Origin of the sequence: Desulfosporosinus sp. (genome assembly GCF_014237355.1) — a bacterium.
GTDB lineage: Bacteria > Bacillota > Desulfitobacteriia > Desulfitobacteriales > Desulfitobacteriaceae > Desulfosporosinus.
The window spans coordinates 18,566-39,436 of the sequence record NZ_JABZFS010000031.1 but is presented as its reverse complement, the minus strand read 5'-3'; the positions used below and the strand labels follow the sequence as shown (position 1 = coordinate 39,436).

General features: G+C 43.1%; 15 protein-coding genes. All 15 read left to right on the top strand.

Annotated features, from left to right (window positions below; translation table 11 throughout):
• The coding region (locus HGJ98_RS06520; protein ID WP_291350257.1) for an amino acid--tRNA ligase-related protein at window positions 1-484 on the top strand (484 nt) is incomplete at its 5' end.
• Window positions 485-924: 440 nt separating this feature from the next.
• Complete coding sequence (pcrA, locus tag HGJ98_RS06515) at window positions 925-3,192, top strand: DNA helicase PcrA (protein ID WP_291350256.1); 2,268 nt, start codon at window positions 925-927, stop codon at window positions 3,190-3,192.
• Between the two features lie 59 nt (window positions 3,193-3,251).
• Window positions 3,252-4,184: a manganese-dependent inorganic pyrophosphatase gene (locus HGJ98_RS06510; RefSeq protein WP_291350255.1), complete on the top strand. Its 933-nt coding sequence runs from the start codon at window positions 3,252-3,254 to the stop codon at window positions 4,182-4,184.
• A 263-nt stretch (window positions 4,185-4,447) separates the two neighbouring features.
• Complete coding sequence (gene ligA / locus HGJ98_RS06505) at window positions 4,448-6,427, top strand: NAD-dependent DNA ligase LigA (protein ID WP_291350254.1); 1,980 nt, start codon at window positions 4,448-4,450, stop codon at window positions 6,425-6,427.
• A 120-nt stretch (window positions 6,428-6,547) separates the two neighbouring features.
• Window positions 6,548-6,838 (top strand): Asp-tRNA(Asn)/Glu-tRNA(Gln) amidotransferase subunit GatC, encoded by a 291-nt coding sequence (gene gatC, locus HGJ98_RS06500; protein WP_291350253.1) that lies wholly within the window; start codon window positions 6,548-6,550, stop codon window positions 6,836-6,838.
• A gap of 16 nt (window positions 6,839-6,854) precedes the next feature.
• Window positions 6,855-8,345 (top strand): Asp-tRNA(Asn)/Glu-tRNA(Gln) amidotransferase subunit GatA, encoded by a 1,491-nt coding sequence (gatA, locus tag HGJ98_RS06495; protein ID WP_291350252.1) that lies wholly within the window; start codon window positions 6,855-6,857, stop codon window positions 8,343-8,345.
• The gene (gene gatB / locus HGJ98_RS06490; protein ID WP_291350251.1) at window positions 8,332-9,780 is read left to right on the top strand and encodes an Asp-tRNA(Asn)/Glu-tRNA(Gln) amidotransferase subunit GatB; all 1,449 of its coding nucleotides are present in this window, start codon (window positions 8,332-8,334) and stop codon (window positions 9,778-9,780) included. Before gatA ends, gatB begins: the two co-directional genes overlap by 14 nt.
• Before the next feature lie 214 nt (window positions 9,781-9,994).
• Window positions 9,995-11,134: a homocitrate synthase gene (gene nifV / locus HGJ98_RS06485; RefSeq protein WP_291350250.1), complete on the top strand. Its 1,140-nt coding sequence runs from the start codon at window positions 9,995-9,997 to the stop codon at window positions 11,132-11,134.
• 497 nt (window positions 11,135-11,631) lie between these two features.
• Entirely contained in the window at window positions 11,632-12,867 is a 1,236-nt protein-coding gene (locus HGJ98_RS06480; RefSeq protein WP_291350249.1) for an OFA family MFS transporter, read from the top strand.
• 106 nt (window positions 12,868-12,973) lie between these two features.
• Window positions 12,974-14,272, top strand: a complete 1,299-nt coding sequence (locus tag HGJ98_RS06475) for an acetyl-CoA hydrolase/transferase C-terminal domain-containing protein (RefSeq protein ID WP_291350248.1) — start codon at window positions 12,974-12,976, stop codon at window positions 14,270-14,272.
• Between the two features lie 169 nt (window positions 14,273-14,441).
• Complete coding sequence (locus HGJ98_RS06470) at window positions 14,442-15,581, top strand: acyl-CoA dehydrogenase (RefSeq protein WP_291350259.1); 1,140 nt, start codon at window positions 14,442-14,444, stop codon at window positions 15,579-15,581.
• Window positions 15,582-15,798: 217 nt separating this feature from the next.
• Entirely contained in the window at window positions 15,799-17,535 is a 1,737-nt protein-coding gene (locus HGJ98_RS06465) for a sigma 54-interacting transcriptional regulator (protein WP_291350247.1), read from the top strand.
• A 347-nt stretch (window positions 17,536-17,882) separates the two neighbouring features.
• On the top strand, window positions 17,883-18,728 hold the full coding sequence (locus HGJ98_RS06460; RefSeq protein ID WP_291350246.1) for a 3-hydroxybutyryl-CoA dehydrogenase: 846 nt from the start codon (window positions 17,883-17,885) through the stop codon (window positions 18,726-18,728).
• A gap of 25 nt (window positions 18,729-18,753) precedes the next feature.
• Window positions 18,754-19,536, top strand: coding sequence for a short-chain-enoyl-CoA hydratase (locus tag HGJ98_RS06455; RefSeq protein WP_291350244.1), 783 nt, complete (start codon window positions 18,754-18,756; stop codon window positions 19,534-19,536).
• Window positions 19,537-19,704: 168 nt separating this feature from the next.
• Window positions 19,705-20,844: an acyl-CoA dehydrogenase gene (locus HGJ98_RS06450; RefSeq protein ID WP_291350243.1), complete on the top strand. Its 1,140-nt coding sequence runs from the start codon at window positions 19,705-19,707 to the stop codon at window positions 20,842-20,844.
• Window positions 20,845-20,871 lie beyond the last annotated feature (27 nt).

The window sequence follows — 20,871 nt, the reverse complement described above, 5'->3', positions numbered from 1 at the left end:
GGAATTTGTCCGTGTTACTTATACAGAAGCAGTAGAAATGCTTCAGAAGGAAGATGTCAAATTTGAGTATCCAGTTCGCTGGGGGATGGATCTGCAAACTGAGCATGAGCGGTATTTGACTGAAAAGATCTTCAAAAAACCCGTCTTTGTCTCAGATTATCCCAAGGATATTAAGGCGTTTTACATGAGACTGAATGACGATAACAAGACAGTGGCTGCTATGGATCTACTCGTTCCTGGAGTTGGCGAAATTATCGGGGGAAGTCAACGGGAAGAACGACTGGATCTCTTGCAAAAGCGTATGCAAGAATCTGGATTGAACGCGGAGGATTACTGGTGGTATCTTGACTTAAGACGGTATGGTGGTGTAAAACATGCAGGGTATGGACTAGGGTTTGAACGAGTTATTATGTATTTGACTGGAATGTCAAATATTCGTGATGTGGTTTCGTTCCCTAGAACAGCAAATTCCTGCGAGTTTTAGTCAGCATAGGGTAAGTGATTGTTGTTTTCAGACAGATGTACTAGTTTGGTACATCTGTTTTTTGATTATCACAAATTTTGAAGACGATTTCTCCATTAACCTTATTTATGTCACTACATTATTTTTTTGAAGGATATTAATGCTATTGGCACTTTTAATCCCATCATATTCATACTATTATTGGCATTAGAGACTGGTTTTTCTGTAGATTATTACCACATGACGAAAATCTGGAAAATCTATACGCTATTATAGGAGTAATTCTTTAAAACCTTAGTTAGCTTCCCTTATAATATTAGTTTTCCTATGGCGTCGATTACCTTTTGGTATAGCGAATAATTATTGTGATATGATAGATGGGAGCCTGACTGTTAGCAAATCAAGCAACAGGTGGACGTACAGTATGTTATAATAAGCACAAGAAGTGAGGTGAAGTGGTCATGTACCGATTAGACGATTTAAATCCAATGCAGCGTGAAGCTGCAGAGCATAGAGAAGGGCCGCTTCTAATTCTTGCGGGAGCAGGATCGGGTAAGACTCGAGTGCTCACCTATCGAATTGCCCATTTGATTGCTCATGGGGTAGAACCTAGTGAGATATTAGCAATTACCTTTACCAATAAAGCGGCCAAAGAGATGCGGGAACGAGTGACCACCTTGCTGGGCAGCGAGGGACATGGTTTATGGGTTACGACCTTTCACTCGGCATGTGTCCGTATTTTAAGACGTGAGATTGATAATTTGCCGGGGTATAACCGGAATTTTGTCATTTACGATACAGGGGATCAACAGTCCTTAATCAAAGCGTGCTTGAAAGAGCAAAATTTTGATGAAAAGAAATTCCCAGTGCGCAGTGTAGCTGCGGTTATTAGTGATGCTAAGAACAAACTCCAAGATCCTGAGGAATTTTCCTATAAAGCCGCCAGTTATTTTGAACAAAAGGTCGTCGACATTTACCGCTCTTATCAGAAACGACTTAAGAGCAATAATGCTCTTGATTTTGATGATATTATCATGCTTACAGTACAGCTATTTCAGCAAAGCGACCATGTGTATCGGTATTACCAGGATAAATTCCGCTATATTATGGTGGATGAGTATCAAGATACGAATCATGCTCAGTATATGTTGATCAAACTCTTGGCCAGCGAGTATCGCAATCTCTGCGTGGTGGGGGATGATGATCAATCCGTCTATGGATGGAGGGGTGCAGATATCCAAAATATCCTCGACTTTGAGCGGGATTATCCAGAAGCAAAAGTTATCAAACTTGAACAAAATTACCGTTCAACCCAGAAGATTCTTAATGCCGCTAATGCAGTGGTTAAGAATAATGAGTCTCGTAAGGAAAAATCCCTCTGGACTGAAAACATAGAAGGTCAGTCCGTGGTGTGTTATGTAGGGTCCGATGAGCGTGATGAGGCCAACTATGTGGTCAATCGCATTCAACGTTTGCATGAGTTAGAAGGACGACCTTATAACGATTTTGCCATTCTTTATCGAACAAATGCTCAGTCCCGGTCACTGGAGGAGCGTCTGATGAAGGAGGCTACGCCCTACCGTGTGTTCTCAGGACTAAAATTCTATCAACGTATGGAGATCAAGGACATCTTAGCTTATTTGCGAGTTCTTTATAATCCCGCAGATCAAGTGAGTTTTGCCAGGGTTCTAAATGTGCCGAAACGCGGACTGGGAGATACCACGTTGCAAAAGGTTCTGGAATATGCCGATGAACAGGGAATGCCCGTTTTGGACGCTATTCTGGAGGCTGAATATATTCCGGAATTGTCGACCCGGGCCAAGAAACCGTTAATATCCTTTGCCCACCTGATGCAGGGCTTGGTAAGCTTTGCTAAAGAGTCAAGTGTCTCAGATCTGGTGGAAGAGATTCTTAATAAAACAGGATACAAGGCGATTCTTGAAGCAGAAAACACTCCAGAATCAGAAACTCGTTTGCAAAACCTTATGGAATTTCTTTCTGTCACCTCTGAATATGATGATAAAGCAGCTCAAGCTGCCCAAAATGCCTTAAACGATGGGGTTGAAGAAGAGGCTGTCCCGGGTTTGAGTGGATTTTTAGAACAAGTATCACTGGTTGCTGATATTGACGAATTAGACCAAGCTGAGGAAGCCGTGGCCTTAATGACAATGCATAGCGCAAAAGGGCTAGAATTCCCGGTTGTTTTTGTAGTTGGTATGGAAGATGGAATTTTCCCCAGCAGTCGTTCAATCATTGAGCCAATTCTTTTAGAAGAAGAACGACGACTTTGTTATGTCGCCATCACTCGAGCGAGGGAGAAACTATACCTGTGTAATACAGAAATGCGGATGCTTTATGGCAAGACGCAATATAATCAGCCCTCTCGCTTTTTGATGGAGATACCGTCGGAATTAATGACGGATATAGACCCGCTTGATCCGCCAAAACGTCGTCCCGCTGCTCCGTCCAAACCGATTCGGAGACGGGATTCTATGTCGGATCGAAACGTTCCTTTAGGTTCAGGGTCATGGGAAAAGGATTTTGGGACTACTTTGGTTATTAAAGGGGGTGAGGCGCATCAGGTAGGAGAAAAAGTGGAACACGCGACGTTTGGTCGAGGGATTATTGTCTCCATTAAAGGAGAAGGAAATCAAGCGGAACTGACAATTGTTTTTGACAGTGGTATCAAGAAATTAATTGCGGAGTATGCCAAGTTAACGAAACTGTGACATTTTTAATCCATTGGTGCATTTCAAAAATGAGGAAGAGAAAGGTTTAGGTGTTAAGTATGTCAGATAAAATTTATATCGTTGGTCACAAAAGCCCAGATACAGATTCAGTTTGCTCAGCAATCGCTTTAGCTCGCTTAAAAGAACTTTCGGGAATAGCTAATGTTGTTCCTTGTTCTGCTGGAAAAATCAATAAAGAGACTGAATATGTCCTCAATTTTTATGGAGTAGCTATTCCTGAAGTGTTAGAGTCCATTGAAGCAGGTGAAAAATTAGTCCTCGTCGACCACAATGAATGGGGACAAGCAGTTGCTGGTGGAGATCAAGCTAAACTTATCGAGGTTATCGACCATCACAAAATCGGCGGACTACAAACCTCTGATCCTATCCATATCCGCATCGAACCTGTTGGCTCCACATGTACAATCGTAGCAAAGGCTTATAAGGAGCAAGGATTAGTTCCAGAAAAACCAATTGCAGGAATCTTGCTTGCTGCTATTCTTTCCGATACCGTTATTTTCAAATCCCCTACCTGCACAGATGAGGATAAAGCAATCGCAGCGGAACTAGCCGCAATTGCTGGTGTTGAGCCAAAGACCTTTGGTATTGATATGTTTAAATCAGCTTCCAACATTGCTGATCGTACCCCTCAAAGCATGATTGAAGAAGATCTTAAAGCCTTCACCATGGGACCTCACAAAATCGGTGTAGGACAAGTCAGCTTAATGGGTATGGAAGGCTTCGAGGACGTTCGTGCTAACTTAACTGCAGCCATCGAAGCACATCGCGCTGCTAATGACATGAAATATCTCTGCCTAATGGTTACGGATATTCTCGAAGATTACACTGAACTGATTGTTAAAGGGGACAACCCTGAAGAAGTGGCTAAAGCCTTTGGTAAAGAACTTGTCAATGGAAGCGTTCCACTGCCAGGTGTTCTTTCCCGTAAGAAGCAAGTTGTACCACAAATGACGACATATTTCCAAGGTTAATCTTATACCTACTCTCTTAATTTAACTGTAAAAACTCCCACTTGTATTAAGCTTATGAGTGGGAGTTTTTGTATTTATTGCTAGTGAGTTTTCTATAGTGAGTGAACAAGGGGCACTCCTTCGAATTGAGTTGAGAGTTCCTATGGATTAAGGAGTTAGTAAGAAGCTTCATGGTAATAATAGTATTAATGCGTATTTCTTTTAAAGATTTGCGGTTTAGATTATAATAAAGGCAATTATCGTTAATAGTGGAGGAATTTTAAGTGCAAGTTGATTTCGAGCGCATAGCAGCGCTTCGTAGAGAGCTAGAAGAGGCGAATAAGTATTATTATGAGTTTGACCAACCACGTATCACAGATGCAGAATACGATACTCTCCTACGTGAGCTTCTGGACTTGGAAGCTAAGTATCCAGACAAGGTTACGTCAGATTCTCCGACACAACGAGTTGGGGGAACAGTAGCTAAAGAGTACACGAAAGTTCGGCATTTAGAACCTCTTCTTAGCTTAGATAATGCGTTTGATTCGGGGGATTTACGGGAGTTTGACCGGCGAGTTCGCCAGGTGGCTAGCTTTGTGGAGTATGTAGTTGAACTTAAGATTGATGGCTTAACTGTTGCTCTGACCTATGAGGATGGGCTTATGGTACGCGGTGCCACTCGAGGGGATGGTTCAGTAGGAGAGGATATCACCGCCAATGTCCGAACGGTAGGGTCTATTCCCCTTCGCTTAAACAAAACGGTTCCAAGGTTAAGTGTCCGGGGAGAAGGGTATATGCCTAAAGCCTCTTTTGCTCGTTTAAATCTGGAACGAGAAGAAGAGGGGCAAACCACCTTTGCCAATCCTCGGAATGCTGCGGCTGGTTCCTTGCGTCAGTTAAATTCTCGTATCACTGCTGAGCGCAAACTGGATTACTTTGCTTATCAAGTATTATCGGCGAAAGAATTGGGACTACATAACCAAATAGATGTGCTCGCCTATCTAAAAGAACAAGGGTTTATTGTAAACCCTGAGTATAAAGTGTTTAGTGATATTGAAGAGGTTATTACATACTGTGAAGAAATGGCCGCAGAGCGCCATCGTTTCCCCTATGATATCGACGGTTTGGTTATAAAAGTGAACGAATTTGACCTGCAACAAGAGCTGGGCTTTACTGCCAAAAGCCCTCGCTGGGCTATCTCCTACAAATTCCCGGCGGAGCAAGTTGAAACCGTTGTTGAAGATATTATCATCCGAGTTGGGCGGACAGGAGTCTTAACCCCTACAGCAGTTCTAAAAGCAATTTCTGTGGCAGGGTCTACTGTGAGCCGTGCCACCCTTCATAATCTTGATAATATCAGGGAAAAGGATATTCGAATTGGAGATCATGTACTCTTACATAAAGCGGGGGATGTAATCCCTGAGGTTGTGCGGGCCTTACCTGAAAAACGGACTGGTGAGGAACGTTTATTTGAAATGCCGGATCTTTGCCCGGAATGTCAGAGCCCAGTTTCACGTGAGGAAGGGGAGGCTGCTTATCGCTGCCAAAGTATTAGCTGTCCTGCTCAGCAGCGTGAGGGTATTATTCATTTTGTTTCTCGGGATGCTATGGCAGTTGAAGGGTTAGGACCGGCAGTTGTTCAACAGCTTCTAGATGCAGGGTTGATCAAGGATGCGGCTGATCTTTATTCTTTGACGTTTGAAGCGTTAACCCCTTTGGAACGGATGGGTAAAAAATCGGCGAAAAATTTACTACAAGCTATTTCAGACAGCAAAGATCGTGGTTTGGCCCCCTTGATATTTGCCCTAGGAATTCGCCACACAGGGGTAAAAGCAGGGAAAATTTTAGCGCAAACCTTTGGTTCCATGGAAAAACTGCAGGAAGCTTCCTTTGAGGATTTGCAGGCGATTCCAGATATCGGACCGGGGATGGCGGAAAGTCTGGTTCAGTTTTTTAAGTTGGAGAGTACGGCGCAATTTCTGAATAAATTGAGTGAAGCCGGTGTGAATATGACTGCAGGAACCTCGACTAAACCGCAGATATTCGCAGGTAAAAGCATTGTGGTGACGGGTTCATTAGAGCGCTGGGAGCGTCGAGAGATTGAGACACTTATCGAGGAGTATGGCGGAAAAGCAGCAAGTAGTGTCAGCAAAAAGACGGCTTTTGTTGTTGCCGGAGAGAAAGCGGGATCAAAGCTGGTGAAAGCTCAAGGCCTGGGGGTACCAATTTTGACCGAAGAGGAATTTGAGCAGATGCTTAAGTAACCGTGTCAAAGCGTGTCAAAGGGACCGTCCCCCTGACACGCTCTCTTATATTGCTCAGTGCTCTTATATTTGTTATGATAGAGGTTAAAGCAACGAACTAGCTAAGGGAAGGTGAATATGTTGTCAATATCACGTGAAGATGTTGAATACGTGGCTGCATTGGCGCGTTTAGAGTTAACTGAACGGGAAACTCAAGAGTATACAGAACAATTGAACTCTATCTTAGGTTATGCGGCAATGTTGGAGAGATTAGACACAAATGATGTAGTGCCTACGGCTCATGCTGTTCCTTTACACAATGTATTGCGTGAAGATCAAGTGAGACCTTCGATTAACCATGAAAAAGCCCTCAGGAATGCACCTGATGGGGAAGAGGGTTTCTTCAGAGTGCCTAAAATTAGTTTGACTTGAGAGGAGACTGCGAACGTTGGAATCAGTGAGTATCGGGAAATCAATCAGTGAATTGCATGAGCTGCTCGTACATAAAGACATAAGCTCTACAGAACTGACGAAAGCATACATAAAGCGGATTCAGTCAGTGGACCCTACTTTACAAGCGTATTTAACCGTCTTAGAGGAAGGAGCTTTGGCTCAAGCGGCAGAGGTTGATCAAAAGATCGCCCAGGGACAAGCTCTGAAACCTTTAGAGGGTATCCCAATGGCCCTGAAAGATAATATGTGCACAGAAGGAATTCGCACAAGCTGTGCATCAAAAATGCTGGACAAGTTTGTTCCACCCTATAATGCAACCGTGACAGAGCGCCTGCGAGCTGCTGGTACGATACTGCTAGGTAAGCTGAATATGGACGAATTTGCCATGGGTTCCTCCACGGAGAATTCCTATTTTGCTAAGACTCGCAATCCTTGGAATTTAGAATGTGTTCCGGGAGGTTCTTCTGGTGGGTCAGCCGTAGCCGTAGCAGGGGATGAGGCTGTATTTACGTTGGGTTCAGATACAGGCGGATCCATCCGCCAGCCAGCTGCCTTCTGTGGAGTAGTGGGTATGAAACCTACCTATGGAGCAGTCTCCCGTTTGGGTTTGATTGCATTTGCATCCTCCCTCGATCAGATTGGTCCGTTTACCAAAACAGTGAAAGATAATGCCTTAGTAATGAATGCCATTGCGGGCTATGACCCCCAAGATTCGACATCTGTTCCCTATGAAACGCCGGATTATACTAAGTTTTTAGTGAACGATATAAAGGGTCTAAAGATAGGGATTCCCCGTGAGTACTTTGGCGAAGGGATTGAACCGGAGGTCGCCAAAGGGATTCAAGCTGGGATTCAAACCCTTATCGATCTGGGAGCTGAAGTAGGAGAATGCTCCCTTCCACATACAGAATATGCTATTCCGGCTTATTACTTAATTGCTACTGCTGAAGCCAGCTCTAACTTAGCTCGCTATGATGGTGTACGTTATGGATATCGGGCTGATTCAAATGACGTTTTAGGTATGTTCAAAAAGACTCGGGCTGAAGGATTCGGGCAGGAAGTAAAAAGAAGGATCATGCTCGGAACTTATGCTCTAAGTTCAGGATATTATGACGCCTACTATCTCAAGGCCCAAAAGGTCAGAACCCTGATTAAGCAGGATTTTGACAAGGCTTTTGAGACGTTTGATGTTTTACTCTCCCCGACAGCTCCGACACCTGCGTTTAAATTTGGGGAAAAATCTGCGGACCCCTTGGCTATGTATCTATCCGATATTACGACGGTTCCCATTAACCTGGCGGGTATTCCAGCAATTTCCGTTCCGGCAGGATTCGTGAATGGATTGCCGATTGGTATGCAATTAATGGGTAAAGCCTTTGGTGAGGGATCGTTGTACCGAATAGCTTATACCTTTGAGCAAAACACGAATTATCACACGTTAAAACCAAATCTGTCCGGGGAGGTGCTGACCGGTGGTAGTCGCTAATAAATATGAAATGGTCTGTGGCCTGGAAGTTCACGTTGAACTCCAGACAAAGACAAAGATTTTCTGTGGCTGTACAACCGAGTTCGGAGGGGAGCAAAATACCCATGTCTGCCCGGTGTGTCTGGGAATGCCGGGTGCCCTTCCTGTTTTAAATCGTGAAGTGGTTAATTACGCAATCAAAGCTGGATTGGCTTTGAATTGTGAAATTGCGGAGTTTTCTAAGTTCGACCGTAAAAACTACTTTTACCCGGATTTATCGAAGAACTATCAAACCTCCCAGTTCGATTTGCCGATTTGTGGTAAGGGTGGGTTAGAAATCGAAGTTGATGGGGAGAAAAAGTGGATCGGAATCACTCGGGCCCACATGGAGGAAGATGCGGGTAAGCTCGTTCATAGCGGGGAAACCATAACAACCTCCAATGCATCCTCGGTGGACTACAATAGAGCTGGCGTGCCTCTATTAGAAATTGTTTCAGAGCCTGATATGCGTTCGATTCCAGAAGTGTTAGCTTACTTAGAAAAATTAGTACAGATTCTCGAGTATACGGAAGTCTCGGACTGTCGTATGGAACAAGGTTCGGTACGATTTGATATTAACGTATCGTTGCGCCCAATCGGCTCAACGGATTTAGGTACTCGAACAGAAACTAAAAACCTAAACTCCTTTAGTTCGGTACGGCGATGCATGGAGTATGAAGTGGCTCGTCAAGCTAGGGTTCTAGATGCCGGTGAAAAAGTGGTTCAAGAGACAAGAACTTGGGATGAGGGTCAAGGGGTCACGTTAACCCTTCGTTCTAAGGAAGAAGCCCATGATTACCGCTATTTCCCTGAACCCGATCTAGCTCCTTTGGTAATAGATAGGGAATGGGTGGAAGGAATCCGCAAAACCCTTCCCGAACTTCCAGATGCACGTCGTGCACGGCTACAGGAGTTAGGGCTGTCAGCGTATGATGCTGGGGTAATCACTCAATCAAAAGCTCTGTCTGATTACTTTGATGCTGCCTTATCTCACTATGGTGATGCTAAGACCTTAGCGAACTGGGTTATGGGCGATGTTACTCGTCTGTTGAACTCTAATCAGTGCGGTGTGGTAGATTCTCCAATTTCGGCCACACAATTGGCAGAACTTCTGGGACTCATAGAAAAAGGGACGATTAGCGGTAAGATTGCCAAGAGTGTACTGGAAGAAATGTATAGTACCAGTAAGGATGCCAGTACCATCGTGAAGGAGAAGGGGCTAGCGCAGATTAGTGACGAAGGTGCACTTCTCGGGATTATCGACGAGGTGATCGCCAAAAATCCCCAATCCGTGGAGGATTATCGCGCCGGAAAAGATCGAGCCATTGGATTCCTCGTGGGGCAGATCATGAAAGCCACCAAGGGACAAGCTAATCCGGGTCTGGTCAATAAATTACTGAAGGAAAAACTAGCTTAAGTTCAGAGGCTTCTCCGAAAGGGGATGCCTCTTGTATATAGTTTAATACTAGACAGAAAATATAACTTATCGCCAACCAAGTTTTCTGTAAAAGTATACAGTATAAGGTTATGGAGATTCTTCAAACTGAAGGGGTATTGTGCTAATATAAAGATTAGTGAATTCTAAGCTGTATTATATTACATCCAGCTAACTATAAGGGGTGAGTCGTTTTATGAGACATTTAACAATTGTTGACACTACATTGCGCGATGGAGAACAAACTGCTGGTGTTGTTTTCTCAAATCAAGAAAAATTGCGTATCGCTCAGTTTCTTGATGAACTTGGTGTCCATCAGATTGAGGCCGGAGTTGCGGTCATGGGTGGAGATGAAAAACGTGCAATTAGTGACATTGTAAAATTAGGGTTAAAAGCCAGCATCATGGGCTGGAATCGAGCGGTTATTTCTGATATTGAGCAATCCTTGGCTTGTGGTGTTGATGCTGTGGCCATTTCGATCTCTACCTCTGATATTCATATTGAACATAAGCTTATGACCACGCGTGAGGATGTTTTAGAAAGGATGGTCAAGGCAACCAGCTTTGCTAAACGAGAGGGCATGTATATCTCTGTTAATGCCGAAGATGCTTCCCGATCAGATATGGATTTTTTGGTCCAGTTTGCTAAAGAAGCAAAAAGAGCTGGCGCAGATCGTTTGCGCTACTGTGACACTGTTGGTATATTGGATCCATTTGTAACCTATGACAATATTAAAACATTGATTGAAAAAGTAGGCATCGATGTCGAAATGCATACACATGATGATTTTGGAATGGCGACAGCCAATGCCCTCGCGGGAGTAAAGGCTGGAGCGTCGCATGTAGGTGTAACGGTCAATGGTTTAGGGGAACGTGCGGGTAATGCGGCTTTAGAGGAAGTTGTCATGGCGTTAAAGCACCTGCTTGATACAGATTTGAGCTTTGCTACAGAGCGTTTTGTAGAGGTATCAGAGTATGTAGCTAGGGCTTCGGGTCGGAGGATTCCCCCTTGGAAATCAATTGTGGGAAGTAATATGTTTGCTCATGAATCTGGAATACATGCCGATGGGGCACTTAAGAATCCTCGAACTTACGAGGCCTTCAGCCCTGAGGACGTTGGTTTGGAACGGCAACTGGTGATCGGGAAGCACTCGGGAACCGCATCCATCAAAGCAAAGTTTTGGAATGAGTATGGTAAAGAAATGTCAGACGAAGATGCTGCTGAGATGCTAGAACGGGTTAGAGCATTAGCGGTTGATATGAAGCGTTCACTTTTTGACAAAGAGCTAGCGTATATATATAGCGATATGTTGAGGCAACGAAACAGCGGAAAGTGACCACAATATTATCCAGTGAAAGCAAAGAGGAATGTGTTTAAGGCACATTCCTCTTATTTCTTATTATTTAATTAACAATATTCAAAATATTTTAATTTATATGTAAACTTTTATACACACGTATACAGAAGTAGACAGATACAAGGAAGCAGCATTGATATGAAATTGAAGCTATACTCTCATATAAGTGTACACCTTAGTATGCATTATGAATTTTAGTATTCATAAAAGTTATCAAAGATAATAATCCCCTAAACCCGCATTTACCAGTTATATTAGCAAAATTATTTTAAGAATTTACAGAATAGACTGAATTGGCATAACTGTTGCAGTATAATTCAATATATTCTGAATATATGAAATATGTTTAAAACCCCGGTTTAAGGAAAGGAGGAGTAACGAGTAAATCGTAAGTAAATATTATCAGGATCACATCGTTATTATTATTAATTTTATGGGCATAGAAGCTCAAATAATGTAAAAGGGAGAAATAAATTATGAGCAAACGCTGGATTGTTGCACTAGCTGGGATGCTAATTATGTTATGTTCTGGTGCGGTATATATCTGGGGAGTATTTCAAGGACCTTTGGTTAAGATGTTCAGTTGGACACAGGCAACTACAGCACTTACATTTTCTTTTACCTTAGGCATCTTTGCACTAGGTACCATCACCGGGGGTAGGATTCAGGACAAATTTGGCCCTCGCGAAGTAGCGTCTGTGGGCGGGCTTATGATCGGCCTAGGCGTCTTTTTAGCTAGCTATACAACAGCTGATAAACCATGGCTTTTGTATTTGACGTATGGAGTTATGATGGGGTTTGGTGTTGGTATGATTTATACTCCGGTTATTGCCTGCGTGTCGAAATGGTTCCCGGATAGAAAAGGAACTATTACCGGACTAGTGGTAGGCTCCTTAGGGGCTGGTGGGTTGTTATTTACTCCCATTGCAAAGAGCTTGGTAATTAGCAAGGGAGTACTAGCAACTTTTGCAATATTCGGTATTGTCTTTGGTATCATGATTATTGGAGCAGCACAGTTGCTCAAAAATCCACCAGCTGATTATAAACCAGTTGGTTGGACTCCTCCGGTTGCTGGTACTAAGGCTGCTTTCGTAACTCGGAATTATTCACCCAAAGAGATGCTGGTAACGCCACAATTTTATATGCTTGCCGCTATCCTGTTGATTGGGTGTATGTCAGGTTTGATGGTAATACCCTTTGGATCGGTTCTTGCTGTTCAATCTGGTCTTTCAGATTATGTAGCTACCTTAGCAATAATGTTAATCTCTATTGGTAATGCTGGAGGACGCTTTCTATGGGGTGCAGCTGCAGATAAGATGGGTCGGGTACGTACTCTTATGGTGCTATTACTTGTTTCTGGTGTTACCATGCTCTTCCTTAACGCATTGCAAGGTTGGATGTCACTGGTAGGTATTGGCATTGTCGCCTTCTGTTATGGTGGTTTTTTAGGCACCATGCCCGCTACTGTCGCAGACTTCTATGGCTCTAAGCATCTGGGTGTAAATTATGGCTTAGTACTATTATTTTTCAGTGCTTCAGCAGTAGGAGCTCCAATAGTATCAGGGATGGCCAAAGATGCAACCGGTAATTTCAGTGGTGCTTTTCTCATCGGAGGGGTGGCTAGTTTAATTGGCTTGATCCTTGCCTTTATTCTCAAACCACCGGCTGACAACGATAGCAACTTGAATCTAGACGCTAGTGTAAATCGTTAAGTTTTCTTAAGAAGTCCCAACTACGGTTTCCGTGGTTGTTACTAAGGCCAATCACTTAAGGACAATGACAAGATGGAGAAAAGAAAAAAATATGAGGTGAGAATAAATGGCAAATGTTAAAGAACTTTACCAAGAGAAACTTTGTACAGCAGAGGAAGGAATTAAGCTTGTTCAGGATGGAGACTGTCTAATTGTACCAACTGGGGTGGGAGAGCCCCCAGCACTTCTGACGGCTTTGTCAGAACATCGCAGAGAGTATCATGGCGTAAAGGTATTTCAAATTCTCCCATTAAGAAAGTTTGGGTATATCGATCCTGAAACAGTCGACAATATACGTCATGTGGCATATTTTCTGGGAGGCGCTACACGTGCGGGCGCTCAGCAAGGGTGGATCGATTACATTCCGAGTTATTTCAGTGAAATGCCAAGAATGATTCAAGATGGACTTTTACCTGTTGATACAGTCTTTACCCTCGCTTCTCCGATGGATGAGTACGGATATTTCTCCCTCAGCTTGGCCACTGATTATACGATGGCTGCCATTGCGAAAGCTCGCAATGTTGTTCTAGAGGTAAACCCTAACGTACCGTTTGCTAATGGAAACTGCTTAGTTCATATCTCTCAGGTTTCTGCCTTGGTGGAAGATCAGACTCCACTTACAGAAGTTGGGCTCCCCGTCATTGGCCCGGTTCAAGAAGCCATCGGAAAGTACGTAGCAGATCTGATCGATAATGGCTCAACGATTCAAATTGGTTTCGGGGCTATTCCCGATGCTGTCGTAATGCAGCTCACTCATAAACATGATCTAGGGATTCATACGGAGATGGTCGGGGATGGGATCTTGACCTTGATTGAAAGTGGTGCAGTGACCAATCGAAGTAAAAACTTCTTGCCCGGCAAATTTGTTGCAACCTTTGCTTTGGGCTCAAGGCGGCTCTATGATTTTATGCATCGCAATCCTCAGCTTGAGATGCATCCCGTGGATTATACAAATGACCCATGCATTGCAGGACAAAATGATAATTTGGTTACGATTAATGCTTCCGTACAAGTGGACTTTCTAGGTCAATGTTGTTCTGAAAGTATGGGAAGCACCCCTTACAGCGGAACAGGGGGGCAAGCGGATTTCGTACGAGCAGCAAATCGTTCCAAAGGCGGAAAATCCTTTATTGTACTTCCTGCTACAGCTAAGGATGGGAAAATCTCACGGATTACTCCAACCTTGACACCGGGTTCTGCCGTAACAACCTGGAAAAACGATGTAAACTATGTTGTCACGGAATACGGAGTAGCACAGTTAAGAGGAAAATCTGCTAAACAAAGAGCTCAAGCACTGATTGCTATTGCACACCCGAGTTTTCGTGAAGAACTTACGGAAGCAGCTAAGAAGATGAACTTGTTATAAACCAATATAGAGGTAAGATTAAACTGTGAAAATCTTCCGAAATGTGAGATAATATTCCTGGGAACGGTTAAGACAACTTCGCGATTTTGCAGAAAATTTACAAGTAAATGTAGTTGCTAAAGAATTGTAATAGCTAGCGAATTGTGAGTTGAAAGTGGGCGAAGAAAAGGTGGACTTTCAGTTAAACCATGACCAGTTAATGATGCAGAAGATGGTGCGAGATTTTGTCCAGGCGGAAATCGTCCCTCAAGCATCGATGACAGATGAAACTCATCAATTTCCCTTGAAGATTATTCGTAGAATGGGTGAGCTCGGCCTGATGGGTATACCAATCCCAGTTGAATATGGCGGAGCAGGTTCTGACTTCTTATCTTATATTTTGGCCATTGAAGAAATTGCCAAAGGATGTGCTTCAACAGCTGTTACCTTAGCGGTCCATACGTCTATAGGCACTTTCCCAATTCTCTATTTTGGGACAGAAGAACAAAAAAGAAAATATGTTCCTAAGCTCGCAAGTGGTGAATTTATCGGAGCCTTTGCTTTAACAGAAGCCGAAGCAGGTTCGGATGCTTCTAGCCTTCAAACGACGGCTATACGTCAAGGAGACTATTATGTCCTTAATGGAACGAAGCGCTACATTACGAACGCGGGTTATGCGGATGTTTATTTAGTCATGGCTTCCGTAGACCTTGCTAAAGGGCCGCATGGAGTGACCTCATTCCTGGTAGAAAAGGACACTCCGGGATTTAGAGTTGGTAAGAGACATGAAAAAATGGGCTTAAATGGATCGACAACCTGTGAAGTGATTTTCGAAGACGCTATGGTTCCAGTCGAAAACCTTTTGGGTGCAGAAGGGCAAGGTTTCAAAGTCGCTATGTCACTGTTGGACGGTGGACGGATCGGAATAGGCGCACAAGCATTGGGCATTGCTGAGGCAGCATTAGAGGATGCATTAAACTATGCACATAATCGTGTACAGTTTAAACAAGCTATTAGTAACTTTCAAGGGGTTCAATTCATTTTAGCAGACATGGCAACACAGATCGAGGCGGCTAAACTGCTGGTTTATCAGGCTGCCTCGCTGAGGATGGCAGGACTACCGTACACCAAACAAGCCTCGATGGCTAAGATGTTTGCCAGCGATACCGCGGTTAAGGTGACGACGGATGCAGTTCAAATTTTTGGGGGGTGTGGTTACTGCAAAGAACATAAAGTAGAACGCTATATGCGAGATGCCAAAATCACTCAAATATATGAGGGGACAAATCAGATACAGAGGATTGTTGTTGCGAAGCATCTGGGAGCTTAGAAGTTCAGACCGACTGTAGGGATCAACGATCATATAAGCATTCTTAATTGTTATTTTCTACTATAGTTAAATGGTAGCACTTCCACTTTTTCAAGTGGGAGTGCTACCTTAGATGAAGGTGCTTGTGTCGTTGTATTATAATGAATAATCATTCAAGGAGGATTCAATTCAAATAAGTCGAATTATTTGTAAAACCGAATTGCAGGAGGACTGCCCCATGCTTCTTGATCAACAAAACTTCTCGATTACTCTTGATGAAATTTTAGATAATACGAATAACGCGATTATTGCTGTTAATCCCCAAGGGATGATTATTTATGCTAATCGTGCCGTTTTTAGCATATTGAAAATTCCTGCCACTAATCTTGTAGGACAATCAATCAAGGATTACTTCCCTGAAACTGGGTTAATGCGAGTTTTTGAGACTGGAATTGCCGAGCTAGGCCAGCGCTTAATGATGAATGATACGATATTACTGAGTAATCGCACCCCTATCTATGTTCACGGAGAATTAGTGGGAGCTGTGGCTGTCTTTCAGGACATTACGATTCTTCAGAATGTCCTGGATAATTTAGTTATCGAGCATGAGAAAACAAAGCAACTCCAACGTACCCTTGAAGTTGTACTCAACACCGCTTATGATGGATTAATCGTGGTTAACAAACAGGGAATTGTCACAATGACGAATCAAGCATTTTCAAGTTTTTTCAAGAAAACTCCTGCAGATTTGATCGGTAAACCTATCACAGAAGTTTATGACAATCCAAAATTTACTGATGTCCTTGTAACGGCTCAGCCAGTCCACGGATATATTCACGACTTAAATGGTCATGAAATTATCGCCAGCAGAATTCCGATTATGCAGGATGGAAAAATTGTAGGGGCTTTAGGAAAAGTCGTATTTAAAGATGTGAATGAACTCTATGCCTTAACCAAAAAGATTGATTCGTTGCATTCTGAACTTGACTATTATAAAAAGACCATGTCACATAACAATTCTTCGGCTTTGGAACTCTTAAAGGGCAGAAATGTCACTATGAATAACTTGGTGCAGACCACTCTGCGCGTGGCTAAATCAGGGTCGACTGTGCTTCTGAGGGGAGAGAGTGGAACAGGTAAAGAATTATTTGCCCTCTTACTTCATGCGCAAAGTTCCCGTAGAGAGGGACCTTTTATCAAAGTGAATTGTGCAGCTGTGCCGGATAATCTACTTGAATCTGAAATGTTTGGTTATGATGAAGGTGCATTTACGGGAGCCAGAAAAGGGGGGAAGATCGGAAAGTTTGAACTTGCTGATGGAGGGACCCTGTTTCTTGACGAAATCGGAGATATGGAAATGAACATGCAGGCTAAGTTATTACGAGTTATTCAGGAACGTGAAGTCGAACGATTGGGAAGCAACAAGTCACGCAAAGTAGATTTCCGTTTGGTAGCTGCAACGAACCGTGATCTTGAAGGAATGATTCGAGATAAACAATTCCGTGAAGATTTATACTATCGCTTAAACGTAGTAACTTTAACGATCCCTCCTTTACGAGAAAGAATGGATGATATTGAAGCCCTTATCAAAACATTTATTAAGAAGTATAACCTTCAGTTTGCACAATCTGTAACGGGAGTATCGAATGAGGCGAAAGACGTCCTCATGAAACATCGTTGGCCAGGTAATATCCGAGAGCTAGAGAATATTATCGAGAGAGCCTTTAATATGCTTGAAGGCACTGAAATCCAATTAAAACATCTACCAAACTATCTTCAAGTTCTTGCTAGTCATGATATACGCCCTTATGTCGAAGGGTCACTTGAGACGATTCTTAATGGGGTTGAGAAAGATGCTCTTATTATTGCTCTTGAAACAGCTAATGGAAACAAAGTACAAGCCGCAAAATCCTTGGGTTTGTCTCGTGCAGGTTTATATAAGAAACTTATCAAGCATCAACTACACAAACCTTAATTATATCGACACATAACCCTTTTAGAAGATGTTGTTTGAGTGAATTAAACTATCATCCAGTGTCTACAGTTGTTACATGTATTCATTCATAGACAGTACCTAACCGCGGGGAATATGGATAGATTCAAGGGTTTCTAGACTTTTGGGTGTAAACAATTGGTTACACATTACAGAATTTAGAAAGTCTGAAAGTTCACTCAGGTAAACTCTGGAAAGCTTGGCGTCAGCTAACGCAAAATAATCTGAAGATAGTGAATATTCATTGGCACATTAATTGCAAAGATATTCAGTAGATTACCAATCACCTGATCAATGATCTTGTAATTGAAACTGAAGGAGGATTAAGTGTGAAGACAATTATGGTTATTGGAGCTGGACAGATGGGTGGTGGAATCGCCCAGGTTGCTGCCCAAGCCGGTTACTCGGTCATTTTGAATGACATTAAAGAGGAATTTGTCAGCAGGGGCTTTGGAATTATTCAGAAGAATCTCAGCCGAAGTGTAGAAAAGGGCAAGCTTAAGGCTGAGGAAAAAGAACTTATTATAGGTCGTATTACGAAATCAATCTCTCTACAAGATGCGGCATCGGCTGATTTGGTTATTGAAGCAGCCGTAGAAAATATGGGAATTAAAGCACAAATATTTTCCCAACTTGATGTCATATGCCCGGAACATACGATTCTTTCGACGAACACCTCTTCATTACCAATTACAGAAATTGCAGCATTTACTAAGCGGCCGGATCGCGTCATAGGGATGCACTTTATGAATCCTGTGCCTGTGATGAAGTTGGTAGAAGTCATCCGGGGTCTTGCAACAAGTGATGATGTGTATAAGACGATTGAAACTCTCAGCATCAATATGGGTAAAACCCCTGTCGAAGTCAATGATGCCCCCGGATTTGTTTCTAATCGGGTCTTAATACCCATGATCAACGAAGCTGTCTATACACTCTATGAAGGAATAGCCTCAGTCGAAGCGATTGATAATGTAATGAAGCTAGGAATGAACCACCCAATGGGACCCTTAGCCTTAGGGGATTTAATCGGGTTAGATACCTGTCTATCAATTATGGAAGTTTTGCATGAAGGATTAGGGGATAAGTATCGTCCATGTCCGCTGCTTCGTAAATATGTTAAGGCGGGATGGTTGGGGCGCAAATCCGGGCGCGGTTTCTATAAATACGATGCTTAGATCCAATTAGTTAGGAGGATAAAGCGTGGAGTATTCTAATCTCTTACTTGAAAAGAACGGTGCTGTTGCCGTTCTAACCATCAATCGCCCTAAAGCTTTAAATGCTTTAAACAGTGACACATTATCGGAACTGTCCACCGCGTTAGATGAGCTGGGGAGGGATTCCGGTGTCAAAGTTGTTATTCTCACTGGAAGTGGAGAGAAGGCCTTTATCGCTGGTGCAGATATTTCTCAAATGAAAGACTTTAACCCTTTGGAAGGAAGGCGTTTTGCACAATTGGGGCAGGCGGCCTTCCGCAAACTTGAAATGATACCTCAGCCTGTGATAGCTGCTATCAATGGATTTGCTTTGGGCGGTGGGTGTGAATTAGCCATGGCCTGCGATATTCGAATAGCAAGTGAGAACGCAAAGTTTGGACAGCCGGAAGTAACCCTTGGACTAACAGCCGGATTTGGAGGGACTCAACGTTTACCTCGTTTAGTCGGCACAGGTATAGCTAGCGAGTTACTATTTACTGGAGACATTATCGATGTTAATGAGGCCTATCGGATTGGGTTAGTGAATAAGGTCTACTCTCTAGAAACTCTAATGGAAGAAGCCCAAAAACTTGCCCAGCGGATTGCAGGGCGAGCTCCGGCGGCAGTTCAGCTAAGCAAAAGTGCGATTCAACGTGGCATTAATATGGATTTAGATAGCGCTCAAGCATACGAAGCTGAGGTTTTCGGATTGACCTTTAGTACCCAGGATCAAACTGAGGGCTGCAGTGCCTTTTTAGAAAAACGTAAGCCGGTCTTTGAGGGAAAGTAGAATTTTCAATTGTAAGTAGGATGAGAAGGTAAGAGATGGGTTTCGAGAGAGGAACCATAAGAGTTCTGGGTTTTAGAGAGACATAGATGTGAGTTTTAGAGAGAGAATCCTTAGATGCGAGTTTAGAGAAAATCGGCAGAGAGAGTTAAGATGAGGGGATGGATTTAAATGAATTTTGATTTAACTCAAGACCATATTATGATGCGTAAAATGGTTCGTGACTTCGCGGAGAAAGAATGCCGTCCAGGTGCCGAAGAGCGCGATGAGACGGAAGAGTTTTCTGTAGATATATGGAAAAAATGTGGTGAGCTTGGCTTAGCTGGGGTCACATTCCCAGAAGAATACGGCGGCGTAGGAGCAGACTACATCTCTTATGCTATCACTGTTGAGGAACTGTCTCGTGTTGATGCTTCTGTAGGCGTAACCATTTCTGCTCATGCCAGTCTCTGTGCAAATCCCATCGCAATGTTTGGTACTGAGGAGCAAAAAAAGAAGTATTTAGTTCCATTGGCAACAGGTGAAAAACTCGGCGCGTTTGGTTTAACAGAACCCATGGCTGGTTCCGATGCTTCAGGTACTCGGACTACAGCTGTTCGTGATGGTAACGATTACATTCTAAACGGTAGTAAGATCTTTATAACAAATGCTTACTATGCTGATACGTATGTTGTTACTGCCCAAATGGATAAGAGCAAAGGAAACCGAGGGATTGCAGCTTTTATTTTAGAAAAAGGAATGCCTGGCTTTTCCTTTGGTAAAAAAGAGAAAAAGATGGGGATTCGTTCTTCAGCCACCTACGAATTAGTTTTTGAGGATGTCCGGGTCCCTGCTGAAAACTTGCTCGGTCAAGAAGGGCAAGGCTTTAAAATTGCCATGCAAACACTTGATTTTGGGCGAATTGGTATTGCCTCCCAGGCACTAGGAATCGCCCAAGGCGCTTATGAGCAAGCAATGAACTATACCAAGGAAAGGGTACAGTTCGGTAAGGCCATTTCTGAGTTCCAAAATACGCAATTTAAATTGGCAGACATGGCAACTCAAATTGAAGCTGCTCGTCTTCTCGTTTATCAAGCTGCATATTTGGCATCTCAGCATAGACCTGTTAGCAAGGCTTCTGCAATGGCGAAACTTTTTGCTTCAGAAACTGCCATGGCAGTTACTACAATGGGTGTTCAACTTCATGGAGGATATGGATATACACGCGAATATCCTGCAGAGCGTATGATGCGGGATGCAAAAATAACTGAGATTTATGAAGGAACCAGTGAGGTTCAACGCATTGTCATAGCAGCTAACATTCTAAAATAGAAAATTTCGGAACCTTAGCGAAGCGCC